Annotated in this window: 16 protein-coding genes, 1 tRNA gene and 1 pseudogene; 12 read left to right on the top strand and 6 right to left on the bottom strand. The window is 62.1% G+C overall.

Annotated elements, in window-relative coordinates; genetic code table 11:
* Together NDI89_RS01695 and secY are read left to right on the top strand one after the other, a co-directional pair.
* Nucleotides 1-489 carry an uL15m family ribosomal protein gene (locus NDI89_RS01695; protein WP_226007802.1) on the top strand — a complete coding sequence of 163 codons (489 nt, stop codon included), beginning with the start codon at nt 1-3 and terminating at the stop codon, nt 487-489.
* 3 nt (nt 490-492) lie between these two features.
* Nucleotides 493-1,956 carry a preprotein translocase subunit SecY gene (secY, locus tag NDI89_RS01690; protein ID WP_277519770.1) on the top strand — a complete coding sequence of 488 codons (1,464 nt, stop codon included), beginning with the start codon at nt 493-495 and terminating at the stop codon, nt 1,954-1,956.
* Between the two features lie 614 nt (nt 1,957-2,570).
* Here the strand turns inward: secY and NDI89_RS01685 are convergent.
* Complete coding sequence (locus NDI89_RS01685) at nt 2,571-2,837, bottom strand: cytochrome C oxidase subunit IV family protein (protein WP_277519769.1); 267 nt, start codon at nt 2,835-2,837, stop codon at nt 2,571-2,573.
* A gap of 109 nt (nt 2,838-2,946) precedes the next feature.
* Here NDI89_RS01685 and NDI89_RS01680 point away from each other — a divergent pair, with 109 nt between their 5' ends.
* The 3 genes from NDI89_RS01680 (at nt 2,947) to NDI89_RS01670 (ending at nt 6,542) form a co-directional block, all read left to right on the top strand.
* Nucleotides 2,947-4,347 (top strand): hypothetical protein, encoded by a 1,401-nt coding sequence (locus tag NDI89_RS01680; protein WP_425607741.1) that lies wholly within the window; start codon nt 2,947-2,949, stop codon nt 4,345-4,347.
* A gap of 115 nt (nt 4,348-4,462) precedes the next feature.
* Nucleotides 4,463-4,753 carry a DUF7410 domain-containing protein gene (locus tag NDI89_RS01675; RefSeq protein ID WP_277519767.1) on the top strand — a complete coding sequence of 97 codons (291 nt, stop codon included), beginning with the start codon at nt 4,463-4,465 and terminating at the stop codon, nt 4,751-4,753.
* Between the two features lie 142 nt (nt 4,754-4,895).
* Complete coding sequence (locus NDI89_RS01670) at nt 4,896-6,542, top strand: S8 family serine peptidase (RefSeq protein ID WP_277519765.1); 1,647 nt, start codon at nt 4,896-4,898, stop codon at nt 6,540-6,542.
* A 396-nt stretch (nt 6,543-6,938) separates the two neighbouring features.
* On the opposite strand, the gene NDI89_RS01665 is transcribed toward NDI89_RS01670, so the two are convergent.
* The 3 genes from NDI89_RS01665 to NDI89_RS01655 form a co-directional block, all read right to left on the bottom strand.
* Nucleotides 6,939-9,422, bottom strand: a complete 2,484-nt coding sequence (locus NDI89_RS01665) for a cbb3-type cytochrome c oxidase subunit I (protein ID WP_277519764.1) — start codon at nt 9,420-9,422, stop codon at nt 6,939-6,941.
* Complete coding sequence (gene coxB, locus NDI89_RS01660) at nt 9,422-10,396, bottom strand: cytochrome c oxidase subunit II (protein WP_277519762.1); 975 nt, start codon at nt 10,394-10,396, stop codon at nt 9,422-9,424. The genes NDI89_RS01665 and coxB overlap by 1 nt, the downstream gene beginning before the upstream one ends.
* A gap of 620 nt (nt 10,397-11,016) precedes the next feature.
* Nucleotides 11,017-11,478 carry a DUF7975 family protein gene (locus NDI89_RS01655; protein WP_277519761.1) on the bottom strand — a complete coding sequence of 154 codons (462 nt, stop codon included), beginning with the start codon at nt 11,476-11,478 and terminating at the stop codon, nt 11,017-11,019.
* A 59-nt stretch (nt 11,479-11,537) separates the two neighbouring features.
* Between NDI89_RS01655 and NDI89_RS01650 the strand changes: the two genes are divergently transcribed.
* Nucleotides 11,538-12,173 (top strand): adenylate kinase, encoded by a 636-nt coding sequence (locus NDI89_RS01650; RefSeq protein ID WP_277519760.1) that lies wholly within the window; start codon nt 11,538-11,540, stop codon nt 12,171-12,173.
* A 137-nt stretch (nt 12,174-12,310) separates the two neighbouring features.
* Here the strand turns inward: NDI89_RS01650 and NDI89_RS01645 are convergent, their stop codons facing one another.
* Nucleotides 12,311-13,828, bottom strand: a complete 1,518-nt coding sequence (locus NDI89_RS01645; protein WP_277519759.1) for a DUF7289 family protein — start codon at nt 13,826-13,828, stop codon at nt 12,311-12,313.
* 318 nt (nt 13,829-14,146) lie between these two features.
* Between NDI89_RS01645 and NDI89_RS01640 the strand changes: the two genes are divergently transcribed.
* The 5 genes and pseudogenes from NDI89_RS01640 (at nt 14,147) to NDI89_RS01620 (ending at nt 17,415) form a co-directional block, all read left to right on the top strand.
* Complete coding sequence (locus NDI89_RS01640) at nt 14,147-15,106, top strand: DUF106 domain-containing protein (RefSeq protein WP_277519758.1); 960 nt, start codon at nt 14,147-14,149, stop codon at nt 15,104-15,106.
* A 216-nt stretch (nt 15,107-15,322) separates the two neighbouring features.
* Complete coding sequence (gene cmk, locus NDI89_RS01635) at nt 15,323-15,901, top strand: (d)CMP kinase (RefSeq protein WP_277519757.1); 579 nt, start codon at nt 15,323-15,325, stop codon at nt 15,899-15,901.
* Entirely contained in the window at nt 15,901-16,809 is a 909-nt protein-coding gene (locus tag NDI89_RS01630; RefSeq protein ID WP_277519756.1) for an RNA-guided pseudouridylation complex pseudouridine synthase subunit Cbf5, read from the top strand. Before cmk ends, NDI89_RS01630 begins: the two co-directional genes overlap by 1 nt.
* Before the next feature lie 90 nt (nt 16,810-16,899).
* Nucleotides 16,900-16,970: transfer RNA gene (locus NDI89_RS01625), tRNA-Pro, on the top strand.
* 205 nt (nt 16,971-17,175) lie between these two features.
* Nucleotides 17,176-17,415 (top strand): annotated as a pseudogene (locus NDI89_RS01620) (DUF7563 family protein).
* 151 nt (nt 17,416-17,566) lie between these two features.
* Here the strand turns inward: NDI89_RS01620 and NDI89_RS01615 are convergent.
* Nucleotides 17,567-17,773 (bottom strand): hypothetical protein, encoded by a 207-nt coding sequence (locus tag NDI89_RS01615; protein WP_277519755.1) that lies wholly within the window; start codon nt 17,771-17,773, stop codon nt 17,567-17,569.
* Nucleotides 17,774-18,535: 762 nt separating this feature from the next.
* Between NDI89_RS01615 and NDI89_RS01610 the strand changes: the two genes are divergently transcribed.
* Complete coding sequence (locus tag NDI89_RS01610) at nt 18,536-20,041, top strand: hypothetical protein (protein ID WP_277519754.1); 1,506 nt, start codon at nt 18,536-18,538, stop codon at nt 20,039-20,041.
* Nucleotides 20,042-20,217 lie beyond the last annotated feature (176 nt).

The raw sequence follows: 20,217 nt of genomic DNA, 5'->3' as shown, positions 1-20,217 counted from the left end.
ATGACGAGCAAAAAACGACGCCAGCGCGGATCGCGAACCCACAGCGGCGGTTCCCACAAGAACCGACGCGGTGCGGGCCACCGCGGTGGCCGCGGCCGTGCCGGGCGCAGCAAACACGAGTTCCACAACTACGAACCGAAGGGCAAACACGGCTTCAAGCGACCCCACGACATCCGAGAGGATGTCGCGGAAATCGACGTCCAGAAGCTCGACGAGGACGCGATCCTCTACGTCGCCGAGGACCTCGCCGAGGAGACGGACGACGGCTACCGACTCGACGCACGCGACGTCGTCGAGGACGGACACGAAGTCGACGTCGTCAAAGTTCTCGGCTCCGGTCAGGTCCGGAACACGCTCGAGATCACGGCGGACGCCTTCTCGGATGCGGCCGAGGAGAAGCTCGAGGCTGCCGGCGGCGAGGCAGTCGTTTCGGAGCGAGGCCAGGAGGACGACGAGGCTGACGCCGAACCCGAACAGAACGAGGAATAACATATGGGATGGAAGGAAGCCGCTGAACCGGTCCTAACGCGGATGCCAGCAGTGCGCCGTCCGGAGGGGCACGTCCCCTTCAAGCGCAAGCTGATGTGGACGGCCGGCATCCTCATGTTGTATTTCTTCCTGACGAACATCAGCCTGTTCGGCATTCAGACCGGGCAGGCAAACGACCTCTTCGGTCAGTTCCGTGCGATCCTCGCCGGCTCTCAGGGGTCGATCTTGCAGGTCGGTATCGGACCGATCGTCACCGCGAGCATCGTCTTGCAACTGCTTGGCGGTGCGAACCTGCTCGGACTCGACACGGACGATCCGCGGGATCAGGTCCTCTATCAGGGCCTCCAGAAGCTGCTGGTCGTCCTGATGACGATACTGACCGGGCTCCCGATGGTGTTCGCCGGCGGCTTCCTGCCAGCCCAGCAGTCGCTACAACTCGGGGGATTCACCCTCGGACAGACGCAGATCCAGAGCCTGATGTTCGTTCAGGTGTTCATCGGCGGGATCCTCATCCTCTACATGGACGAGGTCGTCAGCAAGTGGGGCGTCGGTAGCGGGATCGGCCTGTTCATCATCGCCGGTGTGAGCCAGCGACTGGTGACCGGGTTCATCCAGCCCGCTCAGGGCGGGTTCTTCTTCGACTGGTACCGCATCCTGACGGGACAGGTCGACGTCGGGTCGATCGCCTCGGGTGCCGGTCTCCAGACGTTGTTGGTCGGCGATGGCCACATCATCGCCCTGCTAACGACGATCCTGATCTTCGGGATCGTCGTCTACGCGGAATCGGTCCGCGTCGAGATTCCATTGAGCCACGCCAGGGTCAAGGGTGCCCGCGGTCGCTTCCCCGTGAAGCTCATCTACGCGAGCGTCCTGCCGATGATCCTCGTTCGCGCAGTGCAGGCGAACGTCCAGTTCATGGGGCAGATCCTGAACAGCCAGTGGGCCAGCATGCCCGGTTGGCTCGGTACCTACACGGGTCAGGGACAGCCCAGTAGCGGGTTCTTCTACTACGTGGCTCCGATTTACTCGCCCCAGGATTGGATGTGGTGGACGGCGAGCGTCTCCCAGGAGTGGTGGCAGGTGTTGATCCGGATCAGCATCGACCTCACCTTCATGGTGATCGGCGGTGCGATCTTCGCCATCTTCTGGGTCGAGACGACGGACATGGGTCCGGAATCGACGGCGAAGCAGATCCAGAACTCCGGGATGCAGATCCCCGGCTTCCGACAGAACGTCGGCGTCATCGAGAAGGTCATGGAGCGGTACATCCCGCAAGTGACCGTCATCGGCGGCGCACTGGTCGGCCTGCTGGCCGTCTGGGCGAACATGCTCGGGACCATCGGCGGTGTGAGCGGAACCGGCCTGCTGCTGGCCGTCTCCATCACGTACAAGCTCTACGAGGAGATCGCCGAGGAGCAGATGATGGAGATGCATCCGATGATGCGCGACATGTTCGGCAAGGAATAGCGACGCTCGCTATCGCTTCCCGTTCTTCGATCCATCGACTCCCGTTTCTCGCTGTTCTCCGACGGTGCCTACTCGTCCGTCAGCGACGCGCCCGACCAATCCTCGACCAGGTGCGGCTCCGGCGTCCTCGACCAGCCGTCTGATGGTTCGTTCTGAATCCCTCCCTCCGACCTCGAATCGTGCTGACCACCATCGACCGCCACAATCGGACCGTCAGCTCTCCACCGATCCGCCGCCCCCGTATCGCGTCCGGCCGGTCCGTCCGCGTGTTCGTTCGGATAGCCCCTCTCCCCAGTGACGCCGACGGTGTGTCCGCTCGTAACGCTCCCCGAAACCAGTGGGAAAGATGGGTTGCCCGCGGCTGGACCGATCGCTGCCAGCGCTACTCTTCGAGGGTCTCGAGGCCGATAGATAGAACCGCTACGCGGTACGGCGGCGCGGATCCGCAGCGTCGCACTGAGCGACGAACGGTCACGGCAATCGTGTTAGAGGGGGCGGACGAGTACGAGCGCACGGTGACTGCTGTTCGAACTCCTACCGACGGAAGAGATCTAGAGGAGAACAGTGAGAAGAGGGATCGATTTTCGTTGAAACGGCGAGAGCAGCAGAACGGCTTACTGAATCGAGTAGCCCGCTGCGAGGGTGAGCAGGAACACCATGAACGCCGCGGTGAGCATCAGGTAGGTGATCGACCGCGGCTCGTGTTTCAGGTGCTGGAAGTAGCCGGCGATCAGGGATACCTTGATCGCCGCGAGGATCATCGTGCCGCCGATCGCCACCTGATAGCTGAAGATCTCGGGATAGTGGAAGAAAACGAACTTCCCCGTCGCTAACACCATCAGTGCCACGTAAATGAGGGCGTAGGTCCGAATGCTCGCCATTAGTGGGGAATGTGGGTGACGGATACTTATACCTTCCTCATACGATCGTTCCGCGACAGGGTGCCGTCGAAGCGACACGTAGATGCATCACGAGTCCGAATCTCCGACAATGAGTGAACGGTCGGCTCTCGCTCGCCGGGCCAGTATCGTGGTGGCCCTCGCAGTAGCGGTTCTCGGGACGAGTGGGGGCATTGTCGCCGCGAGTAACGTCGCCGCTGGCCTCACTGGCGGCACCGATGTGAGCGTTCCGACGTGGCTCTACCTCGCGACGGGCGGCGGTGCCGTCGGAGCCTCGGCGCTGCTGACGATGCTGGTGACCGACCGAGACGTGATCGGGTCCTACCACGATCGCGCGCTCGAGCCACCGCTCGAGCGATTGCTCTCCGCCGGCTCGCTCCTGCTCGGCGCTGCGGGCGTGCTCGGGCTCGCGGTGCTCTTCATCGCTGGCGTTTCCGGACCCGACATCGGACTGGTCAGTGCGACGGTTCTGCTGACCTTCGTCGGCGGTCGGTCGCTGTTGACGATCGCGGCGTACACCGTCGGGAACCCGTGGCCGGCGCTCAACCCCTGGCGGCGGATCGCGTCGGCGCTGCCGAACGGCTACGAATCCTATCCGTCGTCCTTCGGCTCCTGGCCAGCCGTCGTCGCGCTGTTGACGTTCGTCTGGCTCGAGGTCATGGCTCCCCTGACCTCGTCACCGCGGGCGCTGGTGGCGGTGCTCGCGCTGTACTCGGCGTTCACGATCTCGAGCGCGGTCGTGTATTCACCCGAGGTCTGGTTTCGTCGCGGTGACCCGCTCTCGCTGTGGTTCCGGCTCTACGGGGCCGTCGCACCGATTCAGCGGACCGAAGACGGGTTCGAGCTGCGATTCCCGGGGTCACGGTTGAGCGAGGCCGATCTCGTCACCGACAACTCCCTCGTGGCGTTCGTGCTCGCCCTGGTCTGGGAGCTGACTTACAGCGGGTTCATCGTCACGCCGATCGGCGTCCGAACGATCGAAGCGCTGGTCGGAATCGGAGTACCGCCGGCGCTCGTCTATCTGGGCCTGCTCGTCGGCGGCTTCGGTCTGTTCTGGAAGGTCTACTGGGTCGCCATCGATCGCACCCGCGAGCGAGCCGAGACCTACCTCTCGCGGCAGTATCTCGGGCTCAGACTCGCCGCACCGCTGCTCGCCATCGCGGCCGGCTACCACCTGGCACACTATCTCGGGTTCGGACTCTCGCTGTGGCCGTCACTGATCGACAGTCTGGCGATGCCGTTGAGCCCGCCGCCGAACCCGACTCGATACGCCTTGCCCGGCTGGTTCGGCTTCGTCGAGATCGCCGCCATCCTGCTGGGCCACGCCCTCGCGGTGTGGGTCGCACACACCGTCTCCTTCGATCTGTTCCCCGGCAAGCTACAGGCGATCAGGAGTCAGTACCCGCTCATCGTCGTCATGGTCTTCTTCACGATGGTGAGCCTCTATCTCGTCTCGCAAGGATCGATGAGTCCGCCGTACGTTCCGGGCTGAGACTTCAGTCGCGCAGTCCTCGTCAATTCGACGGCTCCGGACGACCGATTTCCGCCCCGCCCGCGAGGTATCGAACCGGCAAACACTTCCTCGCGCCGCCACAACGGTCGACCGAATGGCGACCGATCGAGCGCTCGAGCGAGAGTATCAGGTGCCCGCGGACGAAGCGCCCGGCGCGACCTGTCCGTACTGTGGCCGGCCGTTCCGAGCCGAGCGATACGCCACGTTTCACATCGGCGTCGACCACACCGAGGAGTGTTCGGAGGGCGAACGAGACGCGTTCGAGGACGAACGCGACGACGAAGAGTACGACCTCTTTACGTTCCACTTCAAAGCGGCCATCTCGGTATTCCTCGTGTACTTCCTGTTTACGTTCATCTATGCGCTGGTCTGGGCGGGACAGTGAGTCGGTCGGGGCTACTAACAACGCCGGGTCACGGTCGATCGAACGTCTGCTCGGATAGTGCGTGACTCGTCTCGGAGCGCCGATACTCGATCGGTTCGCACTCCAGAATCTCTTTGTTCGGTGACTACCCAGTACTGGTATCATGGCCTCCGGTCGCTCGGGTAGGGTATGCCTCTCCGTCTTCGCCGTCGTCGCCTGCCTGGTGGTCGCATCCGTTTTCGGTCCGGTCGCACTCGGAGCATCCTTTGCTACCGACGCTGCTTCCGAACCCGCTGACGATTCGATCGTCATCGACGAGGATCTCCCCACCAACGGGACGACCGTCGAGGTCGTCGTTCGGCTCGCGGAAGCGACCGTCCCCGAAACGGCGAGCGAGGCCGCGACGGAACGTCGACTGGAGAATCACGCCGACTCGACACAGGACCCGCTGCTCGAGTACGTACGGGAGCGGAACGGACTGCAGGCCGAGGAGACGTTCTGGCTGACCAACGCCGTCCTGATCGACGTCGATACGGACGCCGTCGACTACGAGGTCTTCGAACGGTTCGGCGCGGTCGAGGCCGTCCACGAGAACTTCGCGGTGTCCGTTCCCGATCAGCCGGCCGGCGTCAACGCGGCGGCGTCGGGATCGACCGCTCCGACAGCAAACGCCCGCCGAACGACGGCCGGACTCGCCCAGGTGAACGCGCCCGCCGTCTGGGACGCCTACGATACGCAGGGGGAGGGGGCCCGTGTTGCGGTTCTCGACACCGGCGTCGACGCGAGTCATCCGGACATCGAGCTGGCGACCGACGATCCGTCGGATCCGACCTATCCCGGCGGCTGGGCGGAGTTCGATGCGACCGGTGGCCGCGTCGCGGGATCGACGCCTCACGATACGGGCTCTCACGGGACGCACGTCAGCGGGACGGTCGCGGGCGGGGCGACGACCGGCACCGCGATCGGCGTCGCGCCAGAAGCGGAGTTGCTCCACGGACTCGTCTTGAGCGATACGAGCGGCTCGTTCGCCCAGGTCGTCGCTGGCATGGAGTGGGCCGTTCGGGAGGACGCCGACGTGATCAGCATGAGCCTCGGTGTAACCGGGACGCTCGCACCGTTTATCGATCCAGTTAGAAACGCGCGGGACAGCGGGTCGATCGTCGTCGGGGCCATCGGGAACGAGGGTCCGGAGACCTCCGGTTCGCCCGGGAACGTCTACGAGACGATCAGCGTCGGCGCGATCGACGGAAACGGGACCGTTCCCTCGTTTTCCGGGGGACAACGGCTCGATCGAGCGGAGTGGGTCGGTGCACCGGACGACTGGAACGCACCGCAATCGTACATCGTTCCCGACGTCGTCGCACCCGGCGTCGCGGTCGTCAGCGCCGTTCCGGGCGGGTACATGGCGATGCCGGGAACATCGATGGCCGCGCCACACGTCTCCGGAACGATCGCGCTCCTCGTGTCGATCGAACCCGATGCGACACCCGAGGAAATCGAACTCGCGCTTACCGGGACGGCTCGCGTGCCGGAGAGCTACGTCCCCGGCAGCAACGCGACAGTCGACGAGAGCGATGGTGCGACGATCGACAGCCGGTATGGACACGGTATCGTCGACGCCGAAGCCACCGCCGACGCGCTCGTCGAGGCTCGCGGCGGCGTCGAGTCGACGATGGCCAACGACTCGAACGCGACTGCCGACCGGACCGACGGATCCGGATTCCGTTCGCAACCCCTGTTCGCCGTCGGTGCCCTCGTCCTCGGCGTCTTCCTCACTGCCATTGCACGTCGTCGGACCGGCCGCCGGTGACGTCTCGAGGCCGCTCCGCGAGGACGACCCGGTCGATACGCGTCGACGAACGGCCGCCGACTACGCGGTCATCGAACGCTTCGGTGACTCGAGTGTTCCGTCGAGCACGCGGTCGGGGACAGTCCCAGTCGTTACTCGAGCGACAGTCCGGGAGCCGACGACCGCAGGAACTGTCAGTATCGCATCCGCCCGTCGCAGTCGGACCGGGGTCCCAGCGAAGGGTCCGTTGGAGTAGTCACTGCAACTATTCACTCGTTGATCGCACAGAGCTGTCGGACGATCGGGCGTGCATCGACGTGCAGTGACTACTATCGCCTCTCAGTTGGTATCGAGTCGAGAATCGAGAAACCGAATCTGACAGCCGTTAGACGCCGAAACCCGTGTAGCGGCGATCCGCTACATCAGGTAGAACAGTGGGAACAGGAACACCCACACGATGTCGACGAAGTGCCAGTAGAGACCGAAGTACTCCACCGGCATGTGGTCCTCGAGGTAGGCGTCGATGCTCACGACCCGGTAGATCATGAACAGGGCGACGAGCAGGCCGAGGATGACGTGCAGCGCGTGCAGGCCGGTCGTCACGAAGTACAGCGAGTATTCGATCCCGCTGAACCAGTAGTCACCGTGGGAGAACTTGGTGTTGTACTCGAATGCCTTGACGCCCATGAACACGAGTCCGAGCAGGACGGTCGTACTGAGCATCGCGAGCAGTCCCTTCTTGTTCCCGCGTTCGGCCATCACGTGTGCGAGGATGACGGTGAAACTCGACGTGATCAGGACGTACGTGTTGAACAGGCCGGCCTGAGTGATGGTATCGAGGTGCCAGTCACCCCAGCCCATGTGGATGCGCATGAACACGTACGCGCCGATCGCGGCACCGAAGACGACGACGTCCGAGGCCAGGAAGAACCAGACGCCCAGCTTCTCGTTGCTGACACCGCCGAACGGCCACTGCTCGGCGACGGCCATCTCGGGGGCATCGAACTGTTCGCGACCGAACTGGAACAGCGTGATCCCGAGGAGGCCGATCCCGACTGCCAGCAGGATCGGATAGACGATACTCTGTTCGGGCGCCGAGTCCAGCGTGACGAAGGTTCCGACGTCACTCGCGATGTTGGACTCGACGAACGAGAAGACGTACGGCGTGATGCCGCTCAGTCCGAGGAAGAACGTGAATGCCGCGACGCCGATGCCGAACGGCCAGATACTGGCGTGGTCGGCGTGTTCCTCCTCGTGACTCGCGGCCGCCGTGTCGGTGGCTTCCTGTGCGACGCCGCCGTCGGTCGCGGTCGCGGCGTCGTTGACGAACTCGAGTTTGCCGCTGGCGTAGCTCGGTCGGTCCGGCCAGTTCTCGAGCGGCGGCGGCGAGGGGATCGCCCACTCGGCCGTTCGCGAGTACGTCCACGGGTTGTCGGGTGCGTCGGGGCCCGAGAGCAGACTCTTCCCGAGCGTGAAGAACATGATCAGGAAGGACGCGCCGAAGACGAACGCTCCGACTGTCGCCAGCTGGTGGTAGATCTCTGCGCTCTCGGCGAAGTGGAAGACGCGCCGCGGCGTCTCCCAGGCCATGAACATCGGGAAGTACAGCAGGTTGAACCCGACGAAGTAGACCGCGAAGTTGAGCTTGCCGAGTCGTTCGGAGTACATCTTCCCGGTGATTTTCGGCCACCAGTAGTAGATGCCTCCGACCAGCGCGGTGACGCCCGAGACCATGACGTAGTGGAAGTGGGCGACGACCCAGTAAGTGCCACGGAACTCGTAGTCGAGGACGACCGCACCGAGGAAGACGCCGGTGATCCCGCCGATGATGAACAGCACCAGCGCACCGAGCGAGAACAGGAACGGCGTCGTAAACCGGACGCGGCCCTTGACCATCGTGTAGATCAGTGCGAAGACCATCAGGTCGAAGGGCAACGAGATTCCGATCGTCGTCGCCATGAACAGCGTCTTGATCGGGAGGTTGATCGCCGACAGGAACATGTGGTGCATCCAGACGAGGAACGACTGGACTGCCACCAGGACCATCGCGATGATGACCCACTTCCGACCGACGAGCCGCCGGCCACAGAAGGTCTGGAACGTCTCGAACATGATCCCCAGTGCGGGGAAGAAGACGATGTAGACCTCCGGATGGCCGAAGAACCAGAAGATGTGCGCCCACAATAGGCTCGAGCCCTGGTCGGTCGCGAAGTACTGCGTGAGGAACAGTCGGTCGACCGAGAGCAAGAGGAGTGCTGCCAGCAGCGCCGCGAAGGCGAACAGCATCATCCAGACGGTCAGGAGCCACGACCAGGAGAACATCGGTAGGTTCCACAGGCCGAGCCCCTCCGCACGGGAGCGGTGCATCGTGGTAAGGAAGTTTACCGTCCCGACCGTAATCGAGATTGTGAACAGGGTCAACGCGAGGATTGTCGCGTTACCGCCCGTCGTCGCCTGCATCGCGGGCGTATACGTGGGAACGTTCAGCGGGGCATACATCGTCCAGCCGCCCGAGAACGACCCGCCCTGGAAGAACGAGATCCCGAGGAGGATGCCCGAGAACAGGTAGAACCAGTAACTCAAGGCGTTCAGTCGGGGGAACGCGAGATCTTTCGCCCCGATCTGGAGTGGGACGAAGTAGTTCGCGAACCCGGTTGCGATCGGTGAGAGGAACCAGAACACCATTATCAGGCCGTGGGTACTGACGGACTGGTAGTACTGGTCGTTCGTCAGCAGTCCCGTGCCGCCGGCCTCCCACAGGTGAGCGCGGAACAGCAGGGCGAGGACGCCGCCGAAGACCAGGAAGAACATCGCGGTCACCATGTAGAGAATGCCGACGTCCTTGTGGTTGGTCGTGACCAGCCAGCGCTTGACCGAATCCATCGGCGGGAGGTCACTCATCAGTTCCCACCTCCGTCGTTAGTTTCGCTTGCATTGGTATCGCTTTCCGCTGCATTCATTTCGAGCGTGTAGGTCTCGTCGACCGGACCGGTCATGTCGATCTGCTCTTCGATCGGTTCGAACTGGCCGTCGGTCGGCTCGATCGTGACGTTGTAGAGGCCGGCTTGCTCGATATCGTTGATTTCGATCGTGCCGTTCTCGAAGTCGTCGGCCGTGTAGGTGCGGTCCTCGACGCTGTCGTTCTCTTGGTGTTCGAGGGTCAGTTCGTAGCCCTCAGTGACGCGGGACTCGTTCTGATCCTCCATCGTGAACGACATCGTCAGCTGCTCGTCCATCCACTGGTCGAACTCGTCGGGCTCCATGATCTGGAGGCTACCGACCATCGATGTGTGGAACTCGCCGCAGAGCTCGAAGCACTGGATCTCCTGTTGTTGACCGGCTTCGGATGCGTCGGTCTCGAACCACGTTTCGCTGTATTCGCCGGGAATCGCGTCGGCTTTCACCCGTTGTTCGGGTATGCCGAACGCGTGCCAGACATCGCCGGATGTCGCCCGGATCCAGACCCGCTCGCCGGCGGGGACCCGGAGCGTCGACGTCGATTCGATTCCGTTCTCGTATTCGTAGAACCAGGCGAAGTTCGCGCCGGTCACGTCGACGTTGAGTGCTTCCTGTTGCTCGTCGTTGCCGTCGGCCGGGTCTTCGACGTACAGGAGCATCCCGTACGTCCAGATCACCAGCGATATGACGATGACGGCGCTGATGCCGAACGAGAGGAACAGTTTCTTGCCGCCCTTTCCGCCTGTCGGTAACTCCCCGACGGATGGCAGATCTTCGTCATCGGCTGGTTCGCCGGTATCACGGTACTTGTACGCGTTGTACAAGACGTACGCGATCACGACGATACCGACGAGCGTACCCAGTCCGAGGAAGACCAGGAAGATCTGCTCGAACACGTCGACACGTGTTCCCTGCATCGGGGTTGTCAGTAGATTGATGATTGTGTTCACCTCTTTTGAACTCCAGTTATATGTCGGAGGATGATGTCTGGGGGCACTTATCTATTTGGAAACCGCCCGACTGATGCCGTCTATCAGTCACCAATACGTCGGCCAGTTGACCCGGTTTCCGTCCCGAATCGTTTCGTTCGTTACGGTTCATCACTGTTCCGTTGGACCCGACACCCTTTTTTCTGTCGCTGTTGCACGTCGCTCGAGTCTCCGCGTGAACACGTCGGCCCGCTGTATCGCTTTTGTGACGAACGTGTTCGCCTCGAGTGCGATCCGTCGGTGGGACGTCGTTCGTCCGGTAAGCGTTCGCGCTGCGAAGTCGGTATATTCAGCGTGGATACTGGCGCGCGCTGATCGATAGACCGTTTCGGCGGAGAACGGGAGTCGTGTCACGAGAATACTCAGCAGCGGTCGTTGGTCTCGACGGTATCGCGGCGTCGTCTCCGTCAGATCAGTCGCGTCCGATTGTCGGGCGCTGCCACCAGCAACGGTCGTTCGAGATCGCAGGGGACACCCCCTCTGAAAAGGACGAACGTCCGTCGCGTACGGTTCCGACCGTGCGTTTGGACCGAGCGTTCGCCGATGGCTCACACCTCGACGGCCCAGACGCGAAACGCCGACGGGAGGTCGTACACCTCGAGAAAGACGTCGTCGACGAACTGGGCGATCCGATTCGGATCCGCCTTCGCGCTGATCCGGACGTTCACGCCGTCGACCTCTTCGGGCCGAGTTAGTTCGTCGATCTTGAACGCCGGGAACTCGCCGAGGAGTGTCTTCAGTGCATCCAGTTCGTCGTCCGTACAGTCGAGATTGACCGTTCCGTCACCGAACTGGACCCACGGGACCCCCAGTTCGGCGGCCGTCTCGTCCGATTCGTCGTCCGAACTGTCTCGGGCTGCTACGTCGTCGGCGTCGTCCGTGTCGACGCCGAGGACCGTTTCGTCGGCCTCGAGCGTAAGGAATCCGCTGTCACGGTTGCGATGGGCGGTGATCGCGTCGACGTACAACTTCCGTCGCTCGACTGGGTCGGCGGCCTCGAAGCGAGTCATACCCGGATGCACGTGCCCGATTCTTTAAGCCTTTATGTGGTGCCCCTGAACGGTGGCGTATGGCACAGCCACGAATCCTGATCCTGGGTGCGCCCGGGGCGGGCAAGGGGACCCAAAGTGCAAAGATCACGGCGGAGTTCGACGTCGATCACATCACGACCGGCGACGCGCTCCGAAACAACAAGGAGATGGACATCTCCGACATGGACACGGAGTACGACACCCCGGGCGAGTACATGGACCGGGGCGAACTCGTCCCCGACGACGTCGTCAACGCCATCGTCGACGAAGCGCTCTCACAGGCGGACGGCTTCGTTCTCGACGGCTACCCGCGGAACCTGGAGCAGGCCGAAGAACTCGAGGACATGACCGAGCTCGACGTCGTCTTGTACCTCGACGTCAGCGAGGAGGAGCTCGTTCACCGCCTTACCGGCCGCCGTATGGATCCCGAAACCGGCGACATCTACCACCTCGAGTACAACCCGCCGGAAGACCCCGAGGTCGAAGACCGACTCGTCCAGCGGGACGACGACACCGAAGAGACGGTCAAAGAACGACTCTCGGTCTTTCAGGAGAACACCCAACCGGTTATCGAGCACTACGAGGAGCAGGGCGACCTCGAGCGCGTCGACGGCGAGCAGGCACCGGACGAGGTCTGGGCGGACGTGAAATCGACCATCGAACGGAACGCGTAACTTCGTTACTGGACGGTGCCACTCCTCGGTCCGTCGTTGTGATCGTTGCGTCGGTACGTTCGACGACTCGATTTCTTCCGAAAATTAGTTATCAAGTCGCTGACCGACCCGATCCTGATTGGGCCGGTGAGCGGTCGTTACTTGTTTTCGACGTCGAGTTCGTGAACGGCGATGTTCAGGTACGTGATCTGCGGGGGGAGCGTGTAATCTTCGGGATACGGGTCGATCTCTGCGCCCGCGAGATCCTCATCGTAATCGAACTGCATCGAGTTCGATTGGGTACAGACCGAGTAGGCGACCATCGATCCATTGAAATCAGTCCCACTCGCTTGCATGCGGACCTGATATTCCTCTTTGCAAGAGCCACCACCGCTAGTGCCTTCCCACCAGTCGTCCGATTTCTCTTCGGAAGACGCGACGTAGAGTACTCCTTCGAAGGTCCCGCCACTACTCGGCCCCAGGTCGACACCCATAGTCGATGGACCGTAGAACTGAATGATTTCGGCTCTCTGTTCGCATCCACTCCCGGTGTCGACGCACACGGTCCCGTCTAAATCGAACCGGTTTCCTCCGGCATAGATACGCAACACGTGATCATCGCTGTGGTCGACGACGTTGATCGATCCCTCGAGATCCACGTCCTCTTCGACGATCAGCGTCGCGTTTCCGTCCGATAGATCGAAATTGTATTCCTCGTTTCCGTCGATTTCTTCGATAAAGTACGTTCCATCGTCCAATGGGTTAGAGTACGTACTGTTAGAGAGGTTTTTGTCGACGTCACCGGCTTTCGCGTCCGTGACCATCTCGTCGATAACGGGATCCATCTCCGGTAGCGGTGTCCCCATCGCGTAATCCTCGCCGATCTTGTCGTGTTTATCCTCGAAATGCTTGTCTTCGTCAGAGCCGATCGTTGCACCTTGTTCGAAGGCTCCATCGAGGTCGTCGTACCCGAGCAAGACGTCTACCGTCCGGTTCTCGTGATAGACGTTCTGGACGGATGCACCGCCTGCTTCGGTTCGGAAGTATCGCTCCCACCCTCGGTAGTAATCGCTCTGGATCGTAACGGTCACCGTATCGTTTTCGACGAACGTCACGTTCCCGATGGGATCCGTACTGTTGTGCTCGATCGAGACGTCTCCGGAATCAAGCGATTGACTCCCGCTGAGGGTCGTAATTGGGAACCACAGCGTTTCGTCTTCCGAATCGTAATCGATGTTCGGCGCGGAGAGCATCCGCGTCTTGTTCCCCGTTTCTCGCCAGACGCCACCCGACTGATAGGCGACGACCGTTCCGTCGTCACCCACGTACTCGACGGCACCGATCGACCGATTGATATCGACGTCCCCACCCTCGATATGGATCCAGCCCGCTTTCGTCTTCGTTACTGCCCCTGAATCGCCCGCCTCGAACGAGACCGTCCGCGAGGAGTCGTCGCTGACCGACACGGTCGACATCTCGTGACCGAGCTCGACGAATCCCTGTTCGACTCGCTGGTTTTGCGACTGTTGCTCGGCGCCGTTCATGACGTCGCCGGCGACGAGAAGAACCCCGACGCTGACCGTTGCAGCCATGCCGATCAGCAGGATGACCCCGATCAGTGCTGATTGCCCCCGCTCCGATAATAGAAACGATTCACTCCCTCGTCCCGAAATCATTGGTTTTGTGATAGTCAGTTCATTGTATAAGTCATTCGTCTGGTCAAACCTTTCAGGATAGTTTATAACGATCTTATAGTCGAGTTATTAACCCGATAACACTCGGTTACGGCCATCTTATCGGTATTCTTCTCTCTTCCAACGAACAGTCAGATTCCAAATCTTAAATGATAGAAACAATTAACGTGTTGTCCACGTGCCACTATCTTTTGCGAACCGTTACGATACGTATTTTATTCACCGGGGATGGATCGGACACTCGTTGTCTCCCCACCGAAGAAAAACACTTGTATACCGGACGACGCCTAGCACAACCAGATGACGCGCACAGCCGAGAAGATCGACGCCCTCGTCCGCGAGGACTCCTCGATGGCAGACGCCCTCGAGGCCATCCGCGAGAGAGCCGACAGAAACGGCGGCGAGGTCCAGTGGGCCGACGTCAGCGACGAGTTGACGAGCGGCCAGTGGGGGCGGCTAATCGAGAAAGGAGTACTAATCGACGGCGACCAAGGGTTCGAGATCGCCGATCGCGAGGCCTTCGATCGGGCCCTCGACGGTGACGCCGAGAGCACCGGTGGCGGGGCCAGCGCCGACGTCGACGTCGACGACGAAGAATCGAGCTGGTCGCAGTGGGACAAGCTCGCCGGCGTCGGTGCGCTCCTGTTGATGCCCGGCTACTGGTTCGATTCGATCCGATCCGTCGTCGGCAGTACGATCGACGTCGTTCTCGGTCCCCTCGATGCGGCGTTACCGTTCTATGCGGTGATCCTGTCGGTCGCCCTGATCACCGGCCTCTACTCCTCACTGCTTCAGGCGAACCTGATGGACACCGAGGTCATGGGGAAGTACCAGGAGCAGATGAAGGCGGTCCAGGAGGAACAAAAAGAGATCCGGCAGGAAAAGAAAGAAGCGGAGGAACGCGGCGCGAGCGAGGAGGAAATCGAACGGCTCGAGGACGAACTCGAGCGCGCCCGCGAGGAGCAGATGGAGGCCATGGCGGACAACCTCGGGATGTTCAAAGAGCAGTTCCGTCCGATGGTCTGGATCATGCTGTTGACGATCCCGCTGTTCCTCTGGATGTACTGGAAGATTCAGACGGTCGGCATCGACGGCGCGGAAGCGACTGCCGTCATGCCCCTCGTCGGGACGGTCGAGTGGAATTCGGGACTAGTGGGCCCGATGCCGGCGTGGATCGTCTGGTACTTCCTGTGCTCGATGGGATTCTCCCAGCTGCTTCGGAAGTCGCTGAACATCGATATGTCTCCCTCGGGCGCCTGAGCCGACTCGGTTCGCGGTCGCAGCTTCGCTGCTCCCTGCACCCATTTCCCGCCTCACGTCACGGCGGTCGCGACGCTCCCTCGTTCGTTGCGTCGTGAAAATGGGACCGCCGTCGACGCGGTTTTATAGTTCGTTCCAGACCGCGTTGGCGGAGACGACCGGGGCCCGTGCTCGATCATTCAAAACCCATTTTAGGTGCCCCCTCGCAGAGTGAGTATGTTACTTACCGTCTCCGGCCCGCCGGGAAGCGGGAAGAGCACGACCGCCGAGTTGCTGGCCGAGGCCTTCGATCTCGACCACGTCAGCGGCGGCGACATCTTCCGGGAACTGGCCGACGAACGCGGCTACACGCCCCTCGAGTTCAACAAGCTCGCCGAGGAAAACGACGAGATCGATCGGGACCTCGACCGACGACTGCGCGAAATCGCCGTCGAGGACGACGATCTCGTCCTCGAGTCCAGACTCGCCGGCTGGCTCGCCGGCGAGCAAGCGGACTTCCGCTTCTGGCTGGACGCGCCACCGCGGGTTCGGGGCGAGCGGATCGCAGAGCGCGAGGACAAAGATCCCGCGCGTGCGACCGAAGAAACGCAGGCCCGCGAGGCCAGCGAGGCCCAGCGCTACGAGGAGTACTACGGCATCGACATTCGGGACCTCACTATCTACGATCTGTCTGTCAACACGGCCCGCTGGGAACCCGACGCCGTCCTCGACATGCTCGTCACTGCCGTCGAACGCTACACCGCTGATGGTGACGAGGGGAAGGCACGCGTGACCGGTGTCGAGTACGACTTCTGATGACTCTTCGTGGTCCCCCAACCGAGCGGTCGCCCGCCGAACTGCTCACGTTCGGCGTCGTCAACCTCGACAAGCCGCCCGGCCCGTCTTCCCATCAGGTCAGCGGCTGGCTCCGGGACGCCGTCGTCGAGACGCTCGCCGAGCGCGGCGTCGAGTCGACGATCGACCGCGCCGCTCACGCCGGAACGCTCGATCCGAAAGTGACCGGTTGTCTCCCGGTCATGCTCGGCGATGCGACCCGGCTCGCACAGGTCTTTCTCGAAGGCGGCAAGGAATACGTCGCCGTCCTTGAGTGCCACGGACCGGTTCCCGCCGACGCCGAGTCCGTCGTCGCCGAGTTCGAGGGGCCGATCTACCAGAAACCGCCCCGCAAAAGTGCGGTCTCCCGCCGTCTCCGCGTGCGGGAACTGTACGATCTCGAGGTCCTCGAGACCGAGGAGCGACGACTCCTCCTGCGGATTCGCTGCGAGAGCGGTACCTACGTTCGGAAACTGTGCCACGACCTGGGACTGGCGCTCGGCACCGGCGGCCACATGGGCCACCTGCGCCGGACCGCCACGGACCCGTTCGACGACCGGATGCTCCACAACGCACAGGAGTTCCTCGACGCGCTCGGGTTCTGGATCGAAGACGACGATCCCGGCCCGCTGTACGACCTCGTCGACCCCGCCGAACGGATTCTCGAGGGGATCCCGAGCGTCGTCATCGCGGAGAATGCGGCCCGCGAAGTGGCCGAAGGCGCACCCGTCTACGCACCGGGCGTTCTCGAGGTCGACGACGACATCGAGCGGGGAACACTGGTCGCCTGTTACACGCCGGACGGCGCGGCCGTCTGTCTCGGGGAGCTGACCGGCGACGCGGAGGCCGATGCGGGCGTCGTGGTCGACCTCGAGCGGGTACTCGTCTGAGCGGTATCGCCGTCGGTGGCCACGGAACCGAGTGACGTACCGGTCACGAAACGACACGCTTAAGCGGCAGACACCCATCGGATCACGTGCGGGACCGTGGGGTAGTGGTATCCTCTGCGGATGGGGTCCGTAGGACCCGAGTTCAATTCTCGGCGGTCCCATTTTCACGACGCAACGAACGAGGGAGCGTCGCGACCGCTGTGACGTGAGGCATGAAAATGAGAGCAGGGAGCAGCGAAGCTGCGACCGCGGTCCCACTCGAATTTATCCAAGTGTTCAACTCTTAGCGTCTCATACCCCTGAGGCGGCCGAAAATTCAATTCTCGATTTCGGTATATTACCACGTAGCCGACAGGCTACCGGGAGGTGGTCGGCGTGACGGCCGCGCCCTGACCGTCGGTCGACAACTCGACGTGCCAGCACTGTGGGGCTCACGTCACCGACCGGTTCCGCCGTGTTTTCGGTGACGATAACGATCGAGCCCACCGCTGTGGTGACCGCGATACCGACGCGCGACTGAACCGCGACTCTGTAGCTGGCGTCGACGTGACTATCCCGGACCCGGAGACCTTACCCAGTCGTCACGGGGGTGAGGTCATTGCGTAGCGAGTTCGTCCGGGCGAGCGAACTGGACGGTGGGGAGAATTCAACGCCCATCGGGCCCATCAGGCGACTGATGACGATGTCCGGCACGCACTCGAGAACCGAGAACGATTCGGGCCGACAGGGGTATCAGTCGGTCCGCGAGCGATAGCGATCAGTCGTTTTCACTGGTCCAGCCGGTCTCATCGTAGTCGAGAGCGGTTTCCGAATCTATCTCCTCGAATACGGTTCCGCCACACGAGCAGCCGTTACGACTACCGATGGGGAGTAGCGCTCCATCGGGGTTCTCACGGACGGCGTACGCTGCCCCGCAGTCGACACAGAGCCCTATTCCTCGCTTTTTCCGATCTTCAACGCTCATGTGTAGAGATCGGGTCGGTAGTACGCATAAGCAACGTGCTGCTCGTCGGAGACCGTCACGAAATCGGTCACTACGGGCGACTGTCGGTCAGTCCGCCGGAGACTTCGAGGACGCTGCACGAAACAGCGGGGCGGACGAAGCGTCGCATCGGCCATGGTAACGAATGCAAGCGATGTGGTGCGCGCGTCTCGTCGGTTGAGTAACGGATTACGTGTAGTCATTTCGGGCAGACGCGATCGAGATGTGCACGATCGGAAATCGGACCCCGTCCATGCGCGACGAGAGACGGGATACGTCGGTCGCAAATCGAACCGTGTTCGTGGTCGGTAATTACCTATTACGGTTCGGTCTCCATCTGATAACTGCTCTCTCACGGTCTGTTACCGCGTTACCGTCCGTCCGTCCGAGGGATATCCGATTTATCGAAACACCCACGCCGGGACCCGCTGTATGCAATCGTTACAGCGATCTAACAATACCCTTCTCTCGGCTCGTGGCGACTGCGATTCCACAGCGGACGGATCAGCCAAGACGCACCTTCTCTCTTCCCAAACGCCGTTCTTGCGGGCCGCTATCGCCGCTCTGTGCCGGTAGCAGAGTCCTTCTCGTCGATAAAGGGTTGATAACAAAGACTGTGTTTCGGATAGGCAGATTCGCGTCGCAGAGATTCAGAAACGAAAGACCATCACGCTACAAATCACGCGATCAATGACAACCAATACGACGAGACGATCACAAGCTACGACACTCCTTATGACCTGTATGGTAGCCCTGTCGATGCTGGCAGCCGGCGTTCCGGCAGCCACTGCAGGCGAAGAACCCGTCCAGAACGACACGGTACACGCGCTCGAGAACGGCGAAGAGCTGTATCTGGTCTTCGGCGCCGACCTCGGCGAGCAGTCGCTCGAGGAGTACGTCGACCAGCACGCGGGTGACACGGCCGACTCGGCGGCCGAGGTCATCCAGTACCAGGACGTCGATCAGGTCAACATCAACGAGCAAGGCTCCGCGGTGTCGATCGCGATCGACGGCGGCGAGGCGACCGCCGTTCAGGAGGCGAATCAGTACAACGACAACGAACAGCGCGGATCCGCCACCGCCGAGAGCCGCCTTCAGAGCGCGGAAACGCAGTTCGAAAACGTCGGTGAGGTCAACATCATTATCGGCAACGGCGGCGACCAGCAGTTCGACGGCTGGGGGATCAAAGACGAGAAGGGTGACGACGAGACGGTCACCCAGGAGGCCCTCGCGTCAGTGAACCAGTCACAGGAGGTCGGGCAGGTCAACTACAACAACCAGAGTACCGCGTTCGCGCTCGCCGTCGACGACAGCGACGCGACTGCGGTCCAGCAATCCTACCAGCGCAACGAGAACCTGCAGGAGGGCGTCGCCAACGCGTCCAACGTCTACCTCGGTGACGGCGAATTCGGTCACTGGAAGGACAAAAGTGGTGACAGCGGTTCGAGCGTCGATCAAAGCGCCGACGCGCTCGTCACGCAGGAACAGGACGTCGACCAGGCGAATCTCAACGAACAGCGCGGCGCCGTCGCCATCGCTGTCGGCAACAACAGCACCGCGACGGCGATTCAGTTCACCGATCAGAGCAACCTCAACTCGCAGATCGGCAGCGCCGACGCCACGAACCTGCTGGCGTCGACGGCCGGGATGAATGTCGCGACCGCGGGCGACGTGAGCGACGACGTCCTCTCGACCCAGACCGAGACGCACAAGCCCGAAAAGAAAGACAGCGACGACGGTGCCGAGCAGACGGCGACCGCCGGCGTCGCCCAAGAACAGGGCGTCGAGCAGCAAAACATCAACCTGCAAAACAACGCGATGGCCATCGCCCAGAACAACAGCGAGGCCGTCGCCGTCCAGATGGCGTTCCAGCAGAACTACAACGCCCAGATCGGCTACGCCGACGCGCTGAACGTCTACGCGAGCCCGGGCTACGTCACCGACGAAGTCGTCCGAACCTCGAGTACGACGGTCACCCTCGACGGCACCTCCGGGAGCTCCAACCCCGGTATGTCGTACGATTACGCCGGCAGCGCCTCGCAGACGAACGACGTCGACCAAACTGCGAGCGCGGCGATCGAACAGCACCAGTTCGTCGCCCAGGAGAACGTGAACGAGCAGCACACCTCCGTCGCGGTCGCGGAAGACGGCGGCAGTGCCGGCAGTTCACAGGTCACCATGCAGGAGAACGAGAACGTCCAGCTCACGTCCGTCGCTTCGACGAACGTCTGGGCCGGCGCACAATCGTAGTCCGTCACACGGTCGATTTTCGACCGCGGTGACTGACAGTATCGTTTCTTTTCAGTTGACTCCTCGAGCGACCGGTCCGGGCTCGAGTATCCGAATTCGACGCGACACGCAGTGGTTCCGACGTTACCGACGGGACTCGGATCGTCGGTTTCAGTACCCGGAATCGAGGTCGGAAC

The organism is Natrinema salsiterrestre, from assembly GCF_029502005.1.
Taxonomy (GTDB): Archaea; Halobacteriota; Halobacteria; order Halobacteriales; family Natrialbaceae; genus Natrinema; species Natrinema salsiterrestre.
The sequence above is the reverse complement of the archived record's forward strand: the minus strand, read 5'-3'. Positions and strand labels throughout refer to the sequence as shown.